General features: G+C 45.9%; 12 protein-coding genes. 9 read left to right on the top strand and 3 right to left on the bottom strand.

What is annotated here, in order from left to right; all coding sequences use genetic code 11:
* The first annotated feature begins 410 nt into the window (after positions 1-410).
* Positions 411-6812, top strand: a complete 6402-nt coding sequence (locus B7991_RS03270; protein WP_088629575.1) for an Ig-like domain-containing protein — start codon at positions 411-413, stop codon at positions 6810-6812.
* Positions 6813-7201: 389 nt separating this feature from the next.
* Here the strand turns inward: B7991_RS03270 and B7991_RS03275 are convergent, their stop codons facing one another.
* On the bottom strand, positions 7202-7729 hold the full coding sequence (locus B7991_RS03275) for a DNA-deoxyinosine glycosylase (protein ID WP_088629576.1): 528 nt from the start codon (positions 7727-7729) through the stop codon (positions 7202-7204).
* 89 nt (positions 7730-7818) lie between these two features.
* On the opposite strand from B7991_RS03275, the gene B7991_RS03280 reads away from it, so the two are divergent.
* The 4 genes from B7991_RS03280 (at position 7819) to B7991_RS03295 (ending at position 10976) form a co-directional block, all read left to right on the top strand.
* A complete protein-coding gene (locus tag B7991_RS03280; RefSeq protein ID WP_088629577.1) occupies positions 7819-9384 on the top strand; it encodes a peptide chain release factor 3 in 1566 nt (521 codons plus the stop codon).
* Positions 9385-9485: 101 nt separating this feature from the next.
* Positions 9486-10031 (top strand): hypothetical protein, encoded by a 546-nt coding sequence (locus B7991_RS03285; RefSeq protein ID WP_088629578.1) that lies wholly within the window; start codon positions 9486-9488, stop codon positions 10029-10031.
* Positions 10032-10100: 69 nt separating this feature from the next.
* Complete coding sequence (locus B7991_RS03290; RefSeq protein ID WP_088629579.1) at positions 10101-10496, top strand: hypothetical protein; 396 nt, start codon at positions 10101-10103, stop codon at positions 10494-10496.
* A 12-nt stretch (positions 10497-10508) separates the two neighbouring features.
* Entirely contained in the window at positions 10509-10976 is a 468-nt protein-coding gene (locus B7991_RS03295; protein ID WP_088629580.1) for a hypothetical protein, read from the top strand.
* Between the two features lie 335 nt (positions 10977-11311).
* On the opposite strand, the gene B7991_RS14630 is transcribed toward B7991_RS03295, so the two are convergent.
* Both B7991_RS14630 and B7991_RS03310 read right to left on the bottom strand, forming a co-directional pair.
* Positions 11312-11722, bottom strand: coding sequence for a helix-turn-helix transcriptional regulator (locus B7991_RS14630; protein ID WP_097019790.1), 411 nt, complete (start codon positions 11720-11722; stop codon positions 11312-11314).
* 638 nt (positions 11723-12360) lie between these two features.
* Positions 12361-15963 (bottom strand): hypothetical protein, encoded by a 3603-nt coding sequence (locus B7991_RS03310; protein WP_088629582.1) that lies wholly within the window; start codon positions 15961-15963, stop codon positions 12361-12363.
* Positions 15964-16649: 686 nt separating this feature from the next.
* Here B7991_RS03310 and lysS point away from each other — a divergent pair.
* The 4 genes from lysS to B7991_RS03330 are packed head-to-tail and all read left to right on the top strand — an operon-like array spanning position 16650 to position 22631.
* Positions 16650-18155 (top strand): lysine--tRNA ligase, encoded by a 1506-nt coding sequence (lysS, locus tag B7991_RS03315; RefSeq protein ID WP_088629583.1) that lies wholly within the window; start codon positions 16650-16652, stop codon positions 18153-18155.
* A gap of 24 nt (positions 18156-18179) precedes the next feature.
* Positions 18180-19427: an FtsX-like permease family protein gene (locus B7991_RS03320; RefSeq protein ID WP_088629584.1), complete on the top strand. Its 1248-nt coding sequence runs from the start codon at positions 18180-18182 to the stop codon at positions 19425-19427.
* A complete protein-coding gene (locus B7991_RS03325; protein ID WP_088629585.1) occupies positions 19420-20100 on the top strand; it encodes an ABC transporter ATP-binding protein in 681 nt (226 codons plus the stop codon). The genes B7991_RS03320 and B7991_RS03325 overlap by 8 nt, the downstream gene beginning before the upstream one ends.
* A gap of 14 nt (positions 20101-20114) precedes the next feature.
* Positions 20115-22631, top strand: coding sequence for an ATP-dependent Clp protease ATP-binding subunit (locus B7991_RS03330; protein ID WP_088629586.1), 2517 nt, complete (start codon positions 20115-20117; stop codon positions 22629-22631).
* Positions 22632-22683 lie beyond the last annotated feature (52 nt).

Here is a 22683-nt window from a genome sequence, read left to right on the forward strand (position 1 = left end):
TTTCCTGGTTAGATTTAATCGGTTTATCTCTAAAACTAGCTTTTTTAGCTCAATTTGTCATATTTTGGAACCTTCTTGCGAGGGGCTGATGCCTTAAAAAATCCAATTTTTACAAAAAGTTTACAATTGCGGGCGGTTGGAGGGCGCTTTTTTCGGAAAAATGGCGTTTTCTTGAAAAATGGCGCCTGTTTTACTTTTTGGGGGGATTTTTCTGTAAGTCGTTGATAGTCAAAAAGTTACGTGAAATAATTGGAACGGCTGGACAAAAAAGCCTTTTTTTGTTATGGAAAAACATTTTTGAAATATGAAAAGATTTCGCAGAAAAGCATTATATTTAGAGACGTTTTTAAGGACGTGTGAAAAATTTCACAGTGAAATTTTGATTGCGTATATGGAATCGGAGATCTAAAATGAATAAACTGAAGCGGTCCATGGCGACCTTGATAGCTTCTGCTAGTGTTATTGCAACATCGTCGTTTGCGCAAAATCCAGCACCGGCTCCACAGGCTGAGCCTGCAGCTCCTGTGAACGAACCTGCCCCGGCGCCAGAACCGGCTCCGGCAAACGAGCCTCCTCAGATTGGTGGTATTCCTGGTGAATCTATTCAGGAAGGTGGAACTTTCTCGAAGTTTAAGCTTGATAACTTTGTCACCGACGATGTGGACCAGCCCTCCCAGATTCGCTGGAAAGTCAGTGGCAACAAGGCCCTCAAGGTGAATATTGCTCCGGACCATACGGTTGAAATTACCACGCCGGATGCTCTTTGGAATGGCTCTGAAGACTTGACTTTTACGGCTACGGACTCCAAGGGCGCCTCGGCTTCGGAAACCGTAAACTTCTCCGTCGAATCTGTGAACAATCCACCGGTGGTGGCTCAAATTCCAAGCCAGGTGATTACGGAAGGCAAGCAGTTTGCAAAGATCCGCCTGGATGACTTTGTGAATGACCCAGACCATAAGAAGAACCAGATTACGTGGGATACCGAAGTCGTTCCGGCTGGTGGCCCGCAGGCTGATGGCGATTTGTCTGTGACGATTGACGCTAACCGCGTTGCGACGATTGTCGTGCCGGATGCTCACTGGTATGGTGCTGCAAGAATCAAGTTTATTGCCAATGACCCGGATTACGGTAGCGATAACAAGACCGCTGCATTTACGGTTCAGCCCGTGAACGATCCTCCGACGTTTACGAAGAAGATTCCGGACCAGGTCATCGACGAAAAGAACCAGTTCGACATGATTTCCCTTGCGGACTATGTCACCGACCCGGATGACGATCCGATGAAGCTCAAGTGGACAGTGACGGGCAACAAGGACTTGAAGATCGAAATCGATAATTACGGTTCTGCCATCATTACCACTCCGAATGAATTCTGGAACGGCCAGGAACGCGTGACGTTTACCGTGACCGACGCTGCTGGTGCTTCTGCAAAGCAGGATGTTTTGCTCAAGGTAAAGTCTATTAACGACCCTCCTGAGTTTGTTCAGAACATCCCGGACCAGACAATTGACGAAAAGCAGGAATTTACTCCGATTCAGCTTGGCCAGTACGTGAAGGATCCGGACCACCGCATCGAAATGCTCAAGTGGGCTGTTGCCGGTGCCAAGGACCTGAAGGTCTCTGTTTCTGGTGGTGTTGCCACTATTCGCATTCCGAACAAACTTTGGAATGGCTCTGAATCCATCAAGTTCAAGGCTACGGACCCGGAAGGCGCTTCTGCTGAATGCGAAGCCGTGTTTACGGTCAATTCCGTGAACGACTTGCCGAAGATCATTCGTCCGATTCCGAACCAGAACATCAGCGAAAAACAGCAGTTCACGAAGATCAAGCTTGATGATTTTGTCAAGGATGAAGACCACAAGAATTCTGAACTCTCCTGGGATGTCGAAGTCAAGCACCAGGGCCCGATGCCGGAACTCGGCACGCTCAACGTAAATATTGACGACCAGCATGTGGCTACGGTTGAAATTCCGGACCCGAGCTGGAACGGTAACACGATTGCTACGTTCACGGTCACCGACCCGGAAGGCGGTTCTGCAAAGCAGGATGTCGCACTCAATGTGAAGTCTGTGAACGACCCGCCGGTATTCAAGAAAATCCCGGACCAGGCTGTTGAAGAAAAGAATGAATTCACGTCGTTCATTTTGGATGACTACTTGAGCGATGCCGACCATGACTTCTCCAAGCTCAAGGTCGAAGTGACGGGCAATAAGGACCTCAAGGTCAATATCGATAACAGGTCCCATGAAGTCTCTGTGAAGATTCCGCACGACCAGTGGAATGGTACGGAAAACTTGACCTTTACGGCCACGGACCCGGAAGGCGCTCGTGCAACAACTTCTGCTAAGTTCACTGTAAAGGCTATCAACGACCCGCCGGTCATGAAGGATATTCGTGAACAGACGATCAAGGAAAAGGGTGAATTCCAGACGATTGAACTTGATAACTTTGTTGAAGACCTTGACCATGCCAAGAACCGCCTCAAGTGGACGATTACGGGCAACAAGGAACTCAAGGTGGCTGTGGATGCCGCTCGTAACGTGCGCATTACTCCGCCGTCTCCGCAGTGGCATGGTGCCGAAGCCTTGACGTTCAAGGTTTGCGACCCGGATAACGCTTGCGACGAACGTACCGCAACCTTTACTGTGGAATCCGTGAACGACGTTCCGATGTTCGTGAAGCAGGTGATGCCGCAGACGATTCGCGAAAAGGGTCAGTTCCAGCCGATCAAGCTTGCTGACATGGTGAAGGACTTGGATAACAAGCTCTCTGAACTCACGTTCTCTGTCTCTAGCAAGCCGGCGGCAGGTTCCAAGAAGAAAGATTCTGAACTCAAGGTTGAAATTGACGACCAGAAGGTTGCAAAGATTATCATTCCGAACAAGTTCTGGAATGGCGCCGAAGAAATTACGTTTACGGTGACGGACCCGGAAGGTGCTAAGGCTTCCTCTTCTGCACTCTTCACCGTGGAATCCGTGAACGACCTCCCGGAAATTAAGCAGGTGGCCGACCAGACCATCCAGGAAAAGGGCGAATTTACTCCGTTCAACGTGTCTGAACTCGTGTCTGACCCGGATGACCGCTTTGAAAGCTTGAAGATCGACTTTACCGGCAATAAGGACCTCAAGGTCGATATGTCCAAGGCCGGCATTGTTACGGTCAAGACTCCGAACAAGATGTGGAACGGCTCTGAAAAGGTGACGTTCACGGTGACGGACCCGTCTGGTGCCAAGGCTCGTACAACTGCAACATTTACGGTTGTTTCTGTGAATGACCCGCCGGTCATGAAGGAAATTGCAAGCCAGACTGTCAAGGAAAAGGAATCGTTCAAGCCGATTGAACTTGACAATTACGTTGAAGACCTTGACCATGCCAAGAATCGCCTCAAGTGGAAGATCGAAGGCCAGAAGGAACTTCGCGTGACGATGGATGCAACGCATAAGGTGACTGTGACTCCGCCGAACGCAAGCTGGAACGGTTCTGAAAAGATCCGCTTCACGGTGACGGACCCGGATGGCGCCTCGGATAGCAAGGAAGTGACATTCACGGTGCTTTCTGTGAACGATGCTCCGGAATTCGTTCGTGATATTCGCGATCAGTCGATTGATGAAAAGAAGCAGTTCCAGCCGATTAAGCTCGCTGACTTCGTGAAGGATCCGGACCACAAGATTAGCGATCTCAAGTGGACGTTCAAGGTAAGCCCGATTGGCCAGGGTTCTTCCAAGAAGAAGGGCAAGAAGGATGACGAAGAACCGGCTGGTGAAAAGCTCAGCGTGAACGTTGATGCAAACCAGGTCGCCAACATTGTTATCCCGAACAAGTATTGGCACGGTGCTGCAAACATCACGTTTACCGCAACTGACCCGGAAGGTGCTTCTGCAAGCAAGACAGCTCGCTTCGAAGTGCGTTCTGTGAACGACGCCCCGATTATTTCGAAGGACGCTCCGATGGGTGAAACGATTCTCGAAGGCGGCCGCTTCAAGACGATCGACCTCTCGACTCTCGCCGAAGACCCGGACCATCCGGCATCTTCCTTGAAGTGGGAAGTTTCTGGCAATCGTGACCTCAAGGTGGATATCCGCAAGGACAACACTGTGATTATTTCTGTTCCGGACAAGCAGTGGAGCGGTAAGGAAAACCTCACGTTCTCCGTGACGGACCCGGAAGGCGCTTATGCTCGCCACAAGATGCTCTTTGAAGTGACTCGTGTGAACGATCCTCCGACGTTCGTGAAGAGAATCCCGGACCAGAAGATTAAGGAAAAGGAAACCTTCAAGCAGATCAAGCTTGACGAATTTGTGAAGGACCCGGATAACAAGCCGAATGAACTCCGCTGGAGAATCACTGGTGCAAAGCAGCTCAAGGCTGAAATTTCTCCGAGCCGTGTGCTTACGGTGATGGCTCCGAACAAGGATTTCTGGTGCGCTCCTGAAATGATGATTCTCGAAGTGAGCGACCCGGATGGCGCTAAGACTTCTCAGTCCATTACGTTTGAAATTGTTTCTGTGAACGATCCTCCGGTTTTGAGAGATATCCCGCCGCAGAGAATTCGTGAAAAGGGCCAGTTCAAGGATATTGACTTGAGCAAGTTCGTTCGTGACCCGGATAATACCATGGAACAGCTTTCTTGGGCAGTGAAGGTGCTGAAGCCTGAAACAAAGCCGGTCAAGAAGAGCAAGAAGGATAAGAAGAAGGGTAAGAAGGATGATGACGAAGAAGACGAGGAAGCCGTAAAGGATCCGTTCAGTGTCGTAATTTACAAGGGTGGCCTTGCCCACATCAATATTGCCGACCCGCACTGGCATGGTGAACGCAATGTCGTGTTCACTGTGAAGGATCCGGATGGTGCTACGGATTCCAAGACAGTCAATTTCGTTGTGGAATCTGTGAACGACGCTCCAGTTATCAGACCGATTCTTGCTCAGACAATCAAGGAAAAGGAACACTTTGAACCGATTGACTTGACCAAGTTCATCTCTGACCCGGATCATCCGACGAGTTCTCTCAAGATCGAAGTTGCCCAGACCCGCGCTCTCAAGGCAACGATCAATGCCAAGAAGCAGTTGGTTGTGACGACTCCGGACAAGTACTGGAACGGTTCTGAAAAGATCCGCCTCGATGTGACGGACCCGGAAGGTGCAAGAGCTTCTCAGCAGATTGATTTTGAAGTGACTCCGGTGAATGACCCGCCGACAATTGTCAAGCAGATTGGCGATCAGAAGATCAAGGAAAAGGAAAAGTTCACGATGGTGGACCTTACCAAGGTTGTGCATGATCCGGATAACAAGCCGAATGAACTCAAGTGGTCTGTTGCTGGTAACAACGAACTCGTTGTGGATATCAAGAATGGACGTGCAACGGTGACGACTCCGAACCCGAACTGGTTTGGTAAGGAAACGCTCGTGTTCACGGTGATGGACCCGGCTGGCGACAAGCAGTCTGCCAAGGCTACATTCGAAGTGACTCCGGTGAACGATCCTCCGAAGTTTAAGACGATTCCGCCGCAGGTCATTGACGAAAAGAAGACCTTCCCGGCAATCGACTTGACCAAGTATGTGACGGATCCGGATAACAAGGTCGATGAACTCAAGTGGTCTATCGATGGCGAAAATCCGTTTGCTTCTGCCGCACCTGCAAAGTCCAAGAAGAAGGACAAGAAAAAGGATAAGAAGAAAAAGAAGCATGTTGAAGAAGAACCGGCTCCGACCTTTGGCAAGCATGAACTGAAGTACAATATCAGTGAAAAGGGTATTCTCACTGTTGAAATCCCGAACAAGTACTGGAACGGTAGCGAAACGGTGACGATCAACGTGTTTGACCCGAGCAAGGAAAAGGCTTCTATTGAAGTGCGCTTTACGGTGAAGTCCGTGAACGACGCTCCGGTGGTGAAGGAAATCCCGGGACAGACGACTCTCGAAGGCAAGGCTTTCAAGTCTATCAATCTCGATGACTTTGTCTCGGATCCGGACCACAAGAAGAATGAAATCCGCTGGAAGGTCTCTGGTGCCAAGAACCTCGACGTGAGAATCAACGCCAACCGCGTTGCTGAAATCAAGCCGAGAAGAGACAACTGGTTCGGTGACGAAACCATCATCTTTACCGCAACTGACCCGGCTGGTGGCACGGACAAGTCTGTTGTGAAGTTCATCGTGAAGCATGTGAATGCAGCTCCGGTGATGCGCGACATTCCTGACTACACTATTAGGGAAAATCAGAACGAAGGCGTTATTGCTACGATTAAGCTGGACCAGTACGCTCGCGATAAGGACCACAACTTCGACGATCTCAAGTGGAAGTTCACTGGCAATAAGCAGCTGCAGGTGACTTATGACAAGGCCAAGAAGACTGTAATCGTGGCTCAGCCGTATTCTCACTGGAAGGGCAAGCCGGAACGCATCACGTTCACGGTCACCGACCCGGAAGGCGCTACGGCTCACAAGACAGCAACGTTTACGGTGATTGCTGTGAATAACGCTCCGGAAACGAAGCCGCTCTCTTACCAGACTCGCGAAGGTGAAGTGCTCAAGGTCCCGGCTGCAACAGGCCTTATGTCTGCTGCGAAGGACCCGGACGGCGACAAGCTCGAATCTGTGAAGACCGTGATGAAGCCGCGCAATGGTCGAATCGTCTTGAACGAAAAGAATGGTTCCTTCGAATATACCCCGAACAAGGGCTTCTCTGGAATCGATGAATTTACGTACAAGGTGTTTGACCCGTCTGGACTCGGTTCCAAGGTGACGAATGTGGAAATTAGCGTTCAGTTCAAGCCGAAGGATGTCCGCGGAAATAACGCTAACAAGAAAAAGAAATAAGGATTTCCTTGTAAAATAAAGAGCGCCTCGTGGTTAAAGCCGCGGGGCGTTTTTTGTTGCGTTTGAATTGTGCAAATGTCATGCCGAGGTGCAGTCCGTGCATACGTCATGCCGAGATGCTGTCTGTGCATACGTCATACTGAGAGGCGAATAGCCTCGAAGTATCCAGTGACATTTGTGTGATTGTCACCCCGGCCAATGTGCCGGGGGCGCCTATTACGATTGTGTTACGTCATGTTGAACGAAGTGAAACATCCAGTGATTCTTGGCTAGAATTAACTGGATCCTTCAGCCTACGGCCTCAGGATGACAACACGTGTTGATGTGTCACCCCCGACTTGTTGTGCGTTTGTCATGCCGGACGGTGTTCCGGCATCTCCTTTCTCGTATTAAGCGGAAAGAATTGCCTTATACGCTTCTACGAGTTTCTCGAATTTGACGGCGCAGTTGGCGGGGGAGGTAGAGGGGAGTTTTACCGCCTTGATTCCGGTTGCAGCTTCGCAGTATTTTTCGTAGAGCTTGTGGGCGGTGGTGCCTGTGCAAAAGATGCGCTTGATTTTCGTTTTGGCGAGGAGTGTGGCGATGTCGTTGGGTACGATGTCTTCGATGCTCGTGTCGCTAGCCCCGATGATGGTGCAACTGTCGAGAACGTCCCAAAGGGCGATGTGGTGCTTTAAAAGCATCGCTTTTTTCGCGTCGATGGTCGCAGGGAGAGGCTCGTTTAAGACGCTTGCGAGAACTTTCCAGAAACGGTTTTGCGGGTGTCCGTAGTAAAATCCCTGTTCGCGCGATTTGGGCGAGGGGATGGAACCGAGCAAAAGAACTTCCGAATTATCATCGAAAAGTGCGGGAAACTCATGCGTTACCCGAGTCCTCGTATTCTTTGCGGTTCTAGATTGCGTCTTCTTAGTTGCCATATCCTTAAAAATAAAAAGATATTTCGAGGCTCTCGCTCAGGATGACCCCATCATTGAACTTAACCCCTAAAGTTACTATATTTGGCGCCATGAATCCAGAAATTGAAAAACGCCGCACTTTCGCTATTGTCAGCCACCCTGACGCCGGTAAAACCACCATCACCGAAAAGTTCCTGTGGTACGGGAATGTGATTCGCGAGGCTGGTCACGTGCGCGCGAAGGCCAACAAGAGCTACACTGTTAGTGACTGGATGAAGATTGAACAACAGCGTGGTATTTCTGTTTCGAGTTCCGTGCTGAACTTCCCGTTTGAAGGTTGCATGTTCAACCTCGTCGATACCCCGGGGCATCAGGACTTCTGCGAAGACACGTACCGTGCGCTTACTGCCGTGGACGCTGCTTTGGTGCTTATCGATAGCGTGAACGGTGTTGAAAAGCAGACGATTCGCTTGATGAATGTCTGCCGTATGCGCCACACGCCGATTATCACGTTCATCAACAAGATGGACTTGGACGGTCGTCACGTGCTCGACTTGCTCGATCAGATTGAAAGCGTTTTGCAGATTAAGACCGCTCCGTTTACGCTCCCGATTGGCGTCGGTAAGCTTTTCAAGGGCGTCTATTCCATTGCCGAAAACACGTTCCACACGTTCAATCCGGACGATGGCAAGCAAGAAATTATCCAGATGGAAGGTCCGGACGATCCGCGCTTGGTTGAACTCTGCGGTGAAAACTGGGTTGCGCAATTCCGCGAAGAGTATGAAATGGTCACAGGCGGTATGGATCCGTTCGACCACGAAAAGTTCCTCAAGGGCGAAATGTGCCCGGTGTTCTTCGGTTCTGCTGTGAACAACTTCGGTGTGCGCCAGCTCTTGAACGCTTTTGCAAAACTCGCTCCGCCGCCGATGATCCGCGACACCGACAAGCGCCCGGTCAAGCCGGACGAAGACGCTTTCAGCGCATTCGTCTTCAAGATTCAGGCCAACATGGACCCGAAACACCGCGACCGCACGGCATTCCTCCGCATTTGCTCGGGTAGCTTTACCCGTGGCGAAAAGGTTTTCCACGTGCGTACTGGTCGTGACATCCGCTTGGCTGCTCCGACCGCCTTCCTCGCTAAGGATAAGGAAGTCATTGACCATGCCTGGGCGGGCGACATCGTGGGTATCAACGACCCGGGACTTTTCCGCATTGGCGATACGCTTACGGATGGCGAAAAGATGAACTTCACGGGTATCCCGGACTTTGCGCCGGAACACTTTGCCCGCGTGACACTTTTGAATCCGCTCAAGTCTAAGCAGATGGCGAAGGGCCTTGCAGAACTTTCGGAAGAAGGTGCAACGCAGCTCTATGAACCGCTCAAGTCCGCTGTGCCTGTCGTGGGCGTTGTGGGAGAGCTCCAGTTCGACGTGCTCAAGTTCCGCTTGCAGAGCGAATACGGCGCCGATGTACAGCTCGACCGCGTGCCTGCTCATTGCATCCGTTGGGTTAAAGGCCCCGAAGCTGACGTGGGCAAGTTCGCCGAAGAATATGCCGGCGACTGCATGATGGACAAGGAACGCAATCTTGTGTGCCTCTTCCCGAATGAGTACCGCCTGAACCTCGCGCTCAAAAATTACGAACGCCTGAGCTTCGCCGAAACCTCGCAAGGGTAGTTTATTCTTGTCATTCTGGAGGCCCGACGGGCCGATAGAATCCAATGATTTTTTTAAACGGCAACTTTTGACGAAGTTGTCGTTTTTTTATATTGAAAAGCATGAAATCATTACTTTTCTTTCTTCTCCTTTGCGTTGCCTGCGTGCAGGCTCGTGGTTTAAACTGCATTGAAATGCTCAATGTGGATATTGCTTTTGATAAATTTAATGTCCCTGAAAAGTTTATGTTCACGTTTGGGAATAACGTAGCTTCGAGCGAAAGTTTGACATTGTTCCCTGTAAAGAAAGCTGTTGATTATGATGGTGTTGTTCAGTTCAAGTCAAAGGATGCTATTCTGACATATCATATTTCTTATGAAAATTCCGAAAATGGCAATATGGTTGACTCGGCTGATGTAGTACAGATAAAGTCTTTAGCTGGAAAAACGGATTCTGTCGCTCTTGCCGATTTGTGGGGCGCGGGGGACTTGTTTTCAAAGGGCTCCCTTAATACGGAAAAGGTGATGACCGTACGGTTCCTTATTCCTATGCTTGAAAAACGGAATAAGGACTATGCTTTGCAGAATTATGCCTGTACCAATTGGCATGACTTGCGCGATGTAAAAAATAGAAAGAGAAAAAGCTCAAAAGAAGAAATCATCAGATAAAAATGGCTTAAGTCCCAATTTTTGGGATGATGTGCAAAATAATATTGATTTGTCGGATTGCTATTGAAGATGAACGTTAAAAAGATAATCAAAATCGCATTTGCTTTTATCGCTAGCTTTTTGCTAGTGTGTTTGGTGTTTATTTTTTATGTGATGCACGATGAATCACCGATGAAAAAATCGTTTACAATGAACACGTCTTTTGTCGAGATTGAAACGGACTGCTTTGATTATTGCTTTACAGAAAAAGACCGTTATTTCTTGAAAAATGAATTGAAAGTTCTTGATAAGGATACCATTCGTTTAATGGCCGAATTTCATGGCATCAAGAGCGTAATCGGAGTCGTGAAGTATGAAGAGAGTAAATATGTTGATTTTTTGAATGGCTATGATAGGACGGGCTATTACATTGTTTTGGGAAAACATTTCTTTGGGCCTTTTCGGGAAGTAAATGCTGTTTATTAGTGAGCCTAGATTATGAAAAGAATACTTTCTTTTTTTGTTGTTATTTTGGTTGCTTTGTTTCCATTGGAATTGGCTTTGCTTAATAAGGATTGCATCGATTCTGAAATAAAAATCGAATGTAAAGGAACTGTATGCGCTATTCAGCCCACAAGTTCAAATGAACCGGTTGAGTTTGAAGCTTTGGTATTTGATCCAAAATCTTTAAACGATGAACCGATTGAAAATTCTTTTGAGTCATCAGTTGTTAGAATTTATTATAAAGACGAAAAAAGGGAAAAAATAAATTTTGTTACGATTAAGAACGGAAACGTGATGACTTCTTTGAACTTTGATGATTCTGTGGGATTGGCTCAAGTTGTTACTTCAAAGTTGTTGGAATATGAACCTTTTTTCTATTTGACAAAGACTAATTCTGATAAATATTGGCTAGAAGAATCTCGTAAAAAAACTGAAAAATTTTCGGATAGTTTAAAAAAATGACAGGAAAATTTTGCGGCAGCCAAATCCGAAAAGTCCTTATGGGCAGATGAGTGATAAATTCCAAGATCCGACCTTCCAAAAAGAGATTGATAGTGTCCTTCGAAAGTTGAATATGTTGAAGTGGTAATGAAAGACTTAGATGATGATGAAATTGTTGGCTTAGGCTGTTGTGTGGGAATAATTATTATCCCTATTATATTGTTGTTGCTATTTCGTTTTCTTAAAGCGAATCTTGGGGTTCCTTTGTAAATGCGAAATTTCTCTTCGTGGCTGCTGTTGTTCCCGTCAAAAAAGTATATTACCTCAAATCGCCAAAGTCAATACATACGGCGGATTTAAGGCGACCGACTTTTATTTTCGCGGAAAAACATCAAATAAGATGTCCCGAGCGCATCGGCTAACTTCTTTGACATGAGCATAGAAATGGGCCTGGCTCCTCGTTCAAGCGAATTATAATTTTGTTTTGCGAGACCAACTTTTTGTGCCAACTGCGCTTGCGTAAGTCCTGCGTTTATGCGCATTATTTTCAGCGTCTTGGCTGGATTTATATTTTTTTTCGCCTTCTTGTACCAATCCATTTCTTCCACTGGCTCGAGAACGTCATCGTCGTCTTCGATACGGACGGAATCGGGGAACAGCGCGTCCAAAAAGGCAATGACAGGTTTCGGAATATTCTTGCCCGAAACCTTGAACGACACCGGTTCATCAGTGTTCTGCATAGGGGGCGCTTCCACGACTGCCTGCATAAGTAACCTCCACAGTTATTCCTTTTTTCGTTTCAACCCAACACGCCACCCATTTGTGGGAAAGGTGGCAATGATGAGTAGACGTTCCTGCCAATATTCCGTAATTTGGCCAATTTGTTCTGACGGGACCATTCATTCGTATGTCATCAACAAGCAACGCAAGTTTTTCTTGTTGCTTTTGGGGCATTGCTGAAACAGCCCGAGAGACCCTTCTCGACATTAAAATATTGTACATAATAAATATATATTACTTTTTATTACTCGTCAACCTCCGTATTAAAAAAGGAACCAGTCGCAATTTGCGACCAGGTTCCATCAGCAAGTTTATGTGACACTTTTCACTTCCTTCATCATCAACTCCTTTGCGTTACAAGCCAAAAAAAACGCAAGATTACTACGCCACCAAATATACATTCCCATTTTGTCACAAAGTGTCAAAATGAGCTTGTTACGCATGGGCGCCCCTCCTGATACTGAGAGAGTGTGTGGGGGGGGGGAATGCGTCATGAAACTACGATTTTTACGCTTAGAGGGCTGATTGCGGGATACCGGCGGACTTCTATACTCTACGCTTCAGTCTTCCGATTTGTTGTGAAAATTGGCTTTTTAAAAGGTTAATTTCATGCCCATTAAAAAAATTAATCCGCATAACTTAAATTGACAAATATATGATAAAATTCTAATTCGTTTTCATGAGTATTTTTCAAAACTTTAATTGAAGCATTTCCAAATTCATTAGAGATATCTTTACAAGACAAACATTTAAAATTGTGTGGATACACGACATCTGAATTATTGGATGTTTTTTGAGTAATTATTTCCCAATGATTCAAGAAATCAGAATTGTTTCCTTCATAATACAACAAGTTAACGAAAATTCTCTTTGACGAATCATAATGGAATATTTTTAAAATATGTTTTCTTACATTTTGATTAAACGAATCACATCTTACGGCTTCAAAAACAACGGAATATGTATCAAAATCTAATACAAAATCCAACTCACCGGCTTGTTTCTTCGATGACGAAAGACCTCGATGCGGTTGATCTTTATCGTTTTCGTAATTTAAAGTCTTTAGATATGCTTCAAGTGTTATCTGAATTAAATCAGTTTTATTATCTTCTGGCAAAAGTTTTAGTGTTTTAATCTTCCGAAGAATTTTTTCCAAGCAAAAATATATTGAATGAATAACAAAACTGCCAACGTTTTCTCGATGTTTACACACAACATCCGGCAAAACTTTGAATCGATCTTCTTTGCTTAAACATATGATTTCCCTATAAGAACTAGCTAAGCGAGAAATTTCATCTTCTGCTGGAATGCTTTTCTTTAGTTTTTCATATTCTGTTTTTTCCTTTTCAGATGGTCGAATAGCATTACAAACTTTAAAAGCTTCTATATTCCGTCCTTTATTGAGCAGACAAGTCGCAACCGGTTTGGCGAAATCCAATTTGGTATGATAATTATTTTCTACAGAATTATAGAATTGATAGAGCTTATCACAATCCCCAATCTTTTCTAAAAGACTCGCTTTAGCGTAGTACAAATATTGAAGTCCTTCATACGATATTTTTTTATTTTCTCCCATTTTATTTTTTGTCACTCTAATTAGCGAGTCACATTGTTTTAACAATTCTGCATAATTGCAGCTGTTTTTCGAGTAAAAAACGGATATATAAAGTGCAAAAGACTTGTACTTCAAAGCAAAATAATCAGAATCTTGACATCTAATCTTTTTTACATTTTTCTGAGCTTCCTCATTCTTTCCATTTTTCATATACATTCGAGTCAGCAAAAAGTACCGCTCATTTTCCAAACTAATCAAGCCATCTTTATACCGTCCATCTGGATCCTTATAAGGACACTTGTATTCAAGTAAACCCATTTGATTGTTATGCCAAAATAGACTATATAATTTCAAAATTTGCGCATTCAATACAAAGGGCGCGATTATCAGTCCCTTTGCTCTATTTTTGATGGAACTATCCAATTTTTCAAATAGCTTATCTGCGAACTCATTGTTAATATGTGAATTATATAAATCTTGCAAAAAAGAAATGTAATCGTCAAAAAATGAGATTGATTTCTCGACATCTGTTGAAAAGTCCATCAACCCCTTTAAAAAGCGTTGATCTTCTTCATCATCCATTAAATTATACGTCTTTGTCATCAGTCTTAAGTCATCGCCTTTTGACATTGCCAGCAGAACCTTCTTTCTGTTCGGCTCAGAAAAAGACTTCAATACGTCAATCACCTGCGGAAACAGTTCCGTACTAAAATCAAAACCCAAGTTTGATTCGTATAGTAGGTCAAAAATGGCTATCTTTTTCGATTCAATTTTATTTACAAAGCAATTTTGAAGAATTATAACAATACATTCTTCCAGCCTTTCCGCTTTCTCATTGCTTTCATACTTACGCCATTCAGAATAGACCGTGCACAATAATTTTAGATGCAAACGAAGTTTTTTTGGACCAGAATACTTTTTATCAAAATCACTTTCGCTCTCATCAAAATTGAGATAATTGAAAATATCTAAGCAAAAAACTTTTAATTCATCTAGTTCATAGAGTTGATTAAAAAAAACTCCCCATTCAAACGAATCAATTTCATTCCATTCTCTCCAATAATTGAACTTTTCGTTTTTTAGAACAGAATTTTCGTACAATGTCTTTATCAAATCAAAACATTGTTTTTTCTCAAACGATTCAGCCTTTATATAAAAAAAGAATAAATATTTAAATTCACTTATTTTTATTTGCCAAATACGCTGAGTCCATATATCTTTGGCATTTTTTTCAAAGCAGTCCAAAGCCGCCGCAACACAAGATTTTGTTGGTTTTTTAAATATGGGTGATGAGCAAACCTTTTCATAAACATTTCTGTATAAAAATGGCCATTTGCTGTTGTACATTCCTTCAATCAAAAACACTAAAAGCAAAGAAGCATCATGATAATTCTCTTTGCAGATCAAATTCTTTTCACAAAATAAAATCGTGTATTTATCAACTAGTTTAAAAGGAATATGTTCATCAGCAAACTTTTTTTTGAACGAATCCTCACATAATATGATAAATGAACAAAAGAAAAATAATCCATATCTTTTATCATCAATAAATGCCAATAAATGAGTAGGATTAAATCGAATTAGGTAAAAGATTGTTTGATATAGTAAATATGACTTATTTTCAAATAAGTCTAAAACATTAATGACTCGTGGATTCTTTATTGCGTAAATCAGCAGTGATTGCAGGAGCTTTACACAATCCTCACGAATCGAAAAATCTAAGAGATCTACCCCTCTCTCTCGATTTGAAAAGAATTTTAACCACTGAACAAAAGGTTCTTTAGATTCTATAGTGTAATCAGACAATCCATTTCTCAATATAATGTCTTTTGCTGAATAAAAAGAGCAAAAACTCAAATCTTCGTTCAATAAAAATTTTTCATTCTCACGACCATCTTCCAAATCATATTCATTTTTCAACAATTCCAGGGCTGTTTTTATAAAACGTTCTTTATGCCATTCAGAAAGGGATTCAAATGCTTCTGGACAAAAAATAAACTTTGTGGCAATCAACCATTCTTTTAGTGATTTTGCATCCTGTGAGGAATCTCTAATTTGGAACAATGAGTATAAAATGTACGACGATAAAAAGCCTTTATCGACTTTTAGTTCTAGCCTCCACAATACAAAGACATATTTATCCTCTTCTTTTGTTATTGAATATTCCTGCAAAAGAGTATCTAATTCGGACATTTGGGGGTAAAAATTCTTGAATCCTATGTATATTGAGTCAAATACTTCCGAGGAAATCTCGCAGGTTCTTGAATCTTCGTATTTGTATTTTTTTACTAAGAACTCCATAAAAAGGAAGTTTTCTACTAATTCATCGTCTTTAATCTCTTTTGGTATTTCTACAATTTTATCATCCAAGAACAATCGTAATACTGCTCCTGAGATTTTTATTTGCCCCAAAACATTTCTTAACCAGAATCGGTTTAACAAATAATCTAGCGAAACATTCGTTCCTTTTGCTTGGTTATATTCAACAATTTCTGTATGTATGGCCGTTTCGGTTAACGCCGTATGATTTTGCGAAGCTAGAATGATTTTTGCAAAGAATAAGGTAGGATTCCAAGAGAAATCAATATACTTCTCTTTGGGAGGAAATTCATTTTTTTTCAAATATGAATTTATTATGTTCCGGTCTTTCTGTAAAATATAATCATCTATCATTATGTTTTCCTCTTTTCTGCTTCAAGCCTTGTTATTCATCACCCTTTAACTTTTTCTGAATTAGTTCTACAATCAATTTTAGAAATATCGTTTCTTTATTTTTTTGTTAAATTAATATAGATCTTTTTGACTGAAGAGCCTTTCGTCATTCAGTAAAAAACAGATGCTTTTATAAAATTCAGGGCTTTGCGTGCGGATAGACTCTCGCTTTAAATGCGGAAATCGTGGGTGAGTCTTTTATCCGCGGGTCAATGGAATGCTTATCTAAAATGACGAAGAATTCGGCGCGTTTGGGTGCAGTTTGCGGTTCCCTAAAATGGCGTAAAATCCAAAAATGTGCTACTAAAATGGACGAATCTCTTCTTTGGTAGCATGAATTTTATACAAACTATACGGATTTGTGCCGTGTCTGGTGTTTTTTCGCATTGAATATGCTACTAAAAGTGAAAAATGCCAGATTTTGTAGTATGTACGCTTAGTTTTCGGTCTGAAATTTGTTAGACAAAGTAAAAAATGTGCTACTAAAAACACAAAAATACTATTTTAATAGCATAAAACTGGCAAAATGGGGCTGTATGTTCTGTTTAAGGCCGCGAACTTCCTACTTACTACTTCCTACTGTCTACTAAAAAGCTATCTTTACCCCGTTCAAATTTAAGACGTGATTTATTCACGAGGTAAATAATATGGCAATGCAAGACATGAATGACCAGGTGATGGCTCGCTTGGCTAAGCTCGACAAGTTCAAGGAAATGGGTGTGGATGCTTATCCGCACAAGTTTAACAGGACCCATGATTCCAAGGTTTTGAAGGAAAACAAGGATGCCTTGATGGTGACCAAGGAACCGGTTGCATTTGCCGGCCGCGTTGTGCGTTTCAATCGCAAGGGCAAGATGTGCTTTATGCACCTCAAGGACCGCTATGGCCGCTTGCAGGTTGTGGTTGCCCGTGACGAAGTGGGCGAAGAAAACTACGAAATCGTGAAGATGACTGACCTCGGTGACTTCATCGGTGTGAACGGTACGATGTTCGAAACGCAGAGCGGTGAATACTCTGTGCGTGCCGAAAAGGTGACGATGCTTTCGAAGGCTGTGCGCCCGCTCCCGGTCGCCAAGGAAAAGATTGACGAAAATGGCAATAAGGTTGTGTTCAACGAATTTGCCGACGTGGACACCCGCTACCGCCAGCGCTATATCGACATGGCTTTGAACGACGATGTGAAGGAAGTCTTCATCAAGCGTTCCAAGATTATGCAGGCAATCCGCGAATACCTCATTGAAAAGGGATTCATCGAAGTCGAAACCCCGACCTTGCAGCCGATTTATGGTGGTGCAAACGCCCGTCCGTTTACGACGCACCACAATGCTTGCGACATGACGCTTTACTTGCGCGTAGCTCCGGAACTTTACCTCAAGCGCTGCATCATCGGCGGTATGGAAAAGGTTTTCGAGTTCTGCAAGAACTTCCGCAACGAAGGTATGGACCGTACGCATAGCCCGGAATTCACTGGCCTCGAATTCTACGAAGCCTACGCCGACTACAACGACATGATGGTGCACTTCGAAAACATTTACGAACGCGCTTGCATTGCCGCTAACGGTACGACCAAGATCAACTACCAGGGCAAGGAAATCGACTTCAAGGCTCCGTGGCCGCGCTACAGCATGATCGAAGCCATTGAAAAGTTCGGTGGTATCAAGGTCAACGACATGAGCGACGACGAAATCAAGGCCAAGATGGAAGAACTCGGTGGTCACCTCGATGGTGAATTTACTCGTGGCCGTGGCATCTTGGAACTCTTCGACCTCACGGTGGAAGGCAAGCTCATCCAGCCGACGATCATCAAGGACATGCCTACCGAAAGCACTCCGCTTTGCAAGAAGCACCGCACGACTGCAGGCCTCATTGAACAGTTCGAACCGTATGCCAACGGCTGGGAACTCGGTAACGCTTATACCGAACTTAACGACCCGATCCGCCAGCGCGAACTCTTGGAAGACCAGGTGCGTCGTGGACGCGGTGGTGAAGGTGAAACCCACCCGATGGACGAAAACTTCATGCACGCTGTGGAAAGCGGTCTTCCGCCGACGGGCGGCGTGGGCTTTGGCATCGACCGTATGGTCATGCTCCTCACGAACCAGCAGACCATCCGCGACGTGCAGCTCTTCCCGCTCATGAAGCCGGAAGTGTAGCATCTCGTTTATTTCTCGCCTAAGATGAACAAACTCGAACTCCTCATTGCTTGGCGTTACTTGGGGGCTCAACGCAAGAGCCTCTTTGTTTCGCTTATTGGTATTTTCAGTATGCTCGGCGTTTCCATTGGCGTGTTTGCGCTGGTGGTGGCGCTTGCGGCGGTCAACGGTTTCGAAGAAGAGGTCACAGCCCAGATGATTGGGAAGGACGCTCACTTTGAACTGATGGCGTATAATGGCAATCCGATTGGTCCGTACGATAGCCTCACGCAGGAAGTGCAAAAGCGTGTGCCTGACGTAGTCGCTTCGTCGCCGTTTATCGTTTACAAGGTGGGCATCAGCTCCAAGAAGGTGAACGATGGCATTGTCATTTACGGCATTGACCCGGCGACTGCTAAGGGCGTGACGGATATCCACAAGTACATCAAGTGGGGAGAATACTCTGTCGATAGTTTGCAGGACATGGGTGGCAAACTCCGTCCGGGAATTATTCTCGGGACTGGGCTTGCGGCGCGCTTGCGCGTTGTCGTTGGTGACAAACTCGTGTTGCAGACATTCCAGAGTCCAGACGAGGCGATGAGTGCTGGTGGCCCGAAGATGATGATGTGCGTGGTGAGCGGCATCTTTGAGACGGGTACTTACGAATACGATGGAAACCTTGCGTATGTCGGCATTTCGGATTTGCAGAAGTTGCTCGGCATGGGGAACACCGTGACCGGCATCCAGTTCCGCATCAAGGATCATTGGAAAGCGGGCGAGGCGGTCGATAGCATGGCGACTTGGCTCTCTTATCCGTACTACGGGATGGATTGGAAGTCCAAAAATATCACGCTCCTCAAGTGGATGAACTACGAAAAGTTCATTGTGGCGGCGGTGATTTGTTTGATTATCTTGGTCGCTGCATTCAACATCATTAGCTCGCTTATCATGGTGGTGATTGATAAGACAAAGGAAATCGGCATCTTGCGTAGCATGGGCTTTAGCAAGGCGGGCGTGATGCGCGTGTTCATGCTGATGGGTAGTTTCATTGGCGTGGGCGGTACCGTTGTGGGTGGCTCGATTGGGCTTATCTTGTGCAAACTGCAAGAGGCTTACCACTTCATTAAGTTGCCGGGCGATGTGTACGTGATTCCGTATTTCCCAATTTCGGTGCATGCGATTGACGTCATTTTGATTTTTTTGATTGGTATTGTGCTTTGCGTGTCTGCAACGCTTTTGCCGGCATGGAAAGCAAGCCGTTTGGATCCTGTGGGGGCGATTAGACATGAGTAGTTTATTGCAAACAGTCGACCTTCGCAGAGTTTTCTCCGAGACGGGTGAAAAACTTGAAATCCTCAAGGGCGTGAATTTTTCGATGGATGCGGGCGAACTTGTGGCGCTCACGGGTTCGTCGGGCTCCGGCAAATCGACGTTCTTGAATTTGGTCGGAATGCTTGATACGCCGACTTCGGGTGAGATTTTGTTCAAGGGCAAGCCGCTCAGTAAATTCAGTAGCGAAGAACGCGATATGTACCATCGGAAGCATGTTGGGTTCGTTTTCCAGTTCCATCATTTGTTGACGGAATTTACGGCACTCGAAAACGTCTGTGTGCCGGGCCGCATTCTCGGGACTCCCGAAAAGGAATGCCGTGAACGTGCTGAAATGCTTTTGGAAACGGTTGGACTCAAGGAACGCCTCAAGCATTTGCCGCGAGAACTTTCGGGCGGCGAACGCCAGCGAATTGCAATTGCGCGTGCGCTCATGAATAGCCCATCTCTCGTTTTTGCAGATGAACCGAGCGGTAACCTGGACGAAGCGAATTCGGCGAAATTGAACGAACTCTTTGGCGAACTTAATGAAAAATTCCATCAGGCGTTCTTGATAGTGACGCACGATGAAAAACTGGCTCAGTTTGCAAAACGCCGTGTGATTATGCATAATGGTGTTATTCAGAATGCGGAGTAGGTGGAAGGAAATTTATGGCAGATATTAACGGTATTTTTTCAGCTAAGGCAAAAGCAGCGCTGCAGGCGGCACGTATTGCGGCCCGCAATTTAGGGAGCGACTGCGTAACGGTAGAACACCTTTTGTTTGGTCTTGTTCGCGAGGATTCTGGTGTTGCCTCGGAAACGCTCAAGGCTTTGAAGGTCAACCTGACAGAACTCAGTGAAACCATCCAGCGTGCGCTGAGTACGAACGGTGGCCTCATGACGGTCGGTGGCGATGCCCACGGCGGCCTTTTGACTTTTACGGCGCAGTGCAAGGCTGTGCTTTACAATGCAGCAAAGATTGCCAAGGAAGAGGGCGTCCAGTTCATTGGCCCCGAACACTTGATGCTTGCCATTTTGCAGCAGACCGATTCTCCGGCGGCAGCAACGCTCTCGACGTACAACGTGACGTTTGAAAACTATCAGGAAATGCTGATGCAAATCAAGCGCCAGGCTGACGGACAGCCGATGGATGATGGTCAGCCCGAAGATGAACCGCGTGAACGTTATACGCAAACTCGTCAGGCGAATCCGCAGTCCCGTTCCAAGACGCCGATTCTTGAACATTTCGGTCGTGACCTCACGGCGATGGCTCGCGCAGGCAAGCTTGACCCGATTATCGGTCGTGAAGCAGAAATTGAACGTTTGATCCAGATCCTTTGCCGTCGCAAAAAGAACAACCCGGCGCTCATTGGTGAACCGGGCGTGGGCAAGACTGCGATTATTGAAGGCCTTGCTCTCAAGATTGTGCAGCGCAAGATTCCGGATTTGCTTGCGAACAAGCGCGTTGTGACGCTTGACGTTGCCGCCATGGTGGCAGGTACAAAGTATCGTGGCCAGTTTGAAGAACGCGTGAAGGGCCTCATCATGGAACTCCAGCGCGTTGGCAATTCCGTGATTCTCTTTATCGATGAACTCCACACGATTGTGGGGGCAGGCGGCTCTGAAGGCAGCCTCGATGCTTCGAACATCTTTAAGCCCGCTCTTGCACGTGGTGAACTCCAGTGCATTGGCGCAACGACTTTTGACGAATACCGCAAGTACATCGAGAAGGATCCGGCTCTTGAACGCCGCTTCCAGACGATTGTCGTGAATCCGCCTACGGTCGAAGATTCTATCCAAATTCTCGATGGCCTCCGCCCGAAGTATGAACAACATCACAATGTGCGTTATACGCCGGATGCTGTGCGTGCTGCCGTTGAACTTGGTGAACGCTACATCAGCGAACGCTTCTTGCCGGACAAGGCCATTGACGTGCTCGATGAAGCGGGCGCACGCGTGCGCTTGAATTCCATCAAGATTCCGCAGGATTTGCAGAACATGGAAGACGAACTTGGCGAATGCCTCCAGAAAAAGGAAGAGGCTGTCGCCAACCAGGATTACACTTCGGCAGCCCAGCTTCGCGCTCGCGAAGAAGAATTGCAGAACAGCATTGCCGAACGCAAAAAGCAGTTGCAGAGCGAAGAATCCGAAACGCCGATTGTCGATGACAACGTTATCCGTGACGTCATCAGCAAGATGACGGGAATTCCGGTTCGCAGGCTCGGTGGCGAAGAAGCTCAAAAGCTCATCCACCTTGGCGATGAAATCAAGCAGCGCGTGATTGGGCAGGACCAGGCTGTGGATGCAATTGTGAAATCCATTCGCCGTAGCCGTGCAGGCATCCGCAACAACAAGCGCCCGATGGGCAGCTTCCTCTTCTTGGGCCCGACGGGTGTGGGTAAGACGGAACTCGCGAAGGTGCTTTGCAAGGAACTTTTCGGTAGCGAAGATTCGCTTGTGCGTATCGACATGAGCGAATACATGGAAAAGCATAGCGTGAGCCGCTTGATTGGCGCTCCTCCGGGATATGTGGGCTTTGAAGATGGCGGTGGTCAGCTGAGCGAAAAGGTTCGCAAGCATCCGTATTCTGTGGTGTTGCTCGATGAAATTGAAAAGGCGCATCCGGACATTTACAACTTGCTCCTCCAGATTTTGGACGATGGCATTTTGACGGATAGCTATGGCCGCAAGATCAACTTCAAGAATACGATTATCATCATGACGAGTAACGCTGGTGCCCGTGAAGTTCGCCATAGCAGTGGCATGGGCTTTACCAAGATGGGCGAGACCGACGATTACGAACGCATGGAAACCGCTATTCGTGAAGAAGTCAAGCGCGTGTTCTCTCCGGAATTCCTGAACCGTGTGGACGAACAGATTGTGTTCCGAGCTCTCTCGAAGAAGGACCTCGTTTCTGTCGTGGATATCCAGATGGGATTCTTGCAGAAGAATCTTTCCGATCGCGGTATCCTCTTGGAAATGAGCCAGGAAGCAAAGGAATTTGTCGTAAACCACAATTACGATGCTTCGCTGGGTGCACGCCCGATCCGCCGCTCCATTCAGAATCTGGTGGAAGACGAAATCGCCGAAGGGCTTTTGCTCGGGACGATGACGGACTTCTCCACGATTTACGTGGGCGTTGAAAATGGCAAGCTCTCGTTCAAGTGCGAAAAGATCAAGTCGTAGTGCTTTGTTACCTCGGCTGAGCCTGCCCCGGACGAGTTCCAGGGTGTCGGGG

Source organism: Fibrobacter sp. UWB3 (assembly GCF_002210405.1).
GTDB lineage: Bacteria > Fibrobacterota > Fibrobacteria > Fibrobacterales > Fibrobacteraceae > Fibrobacter.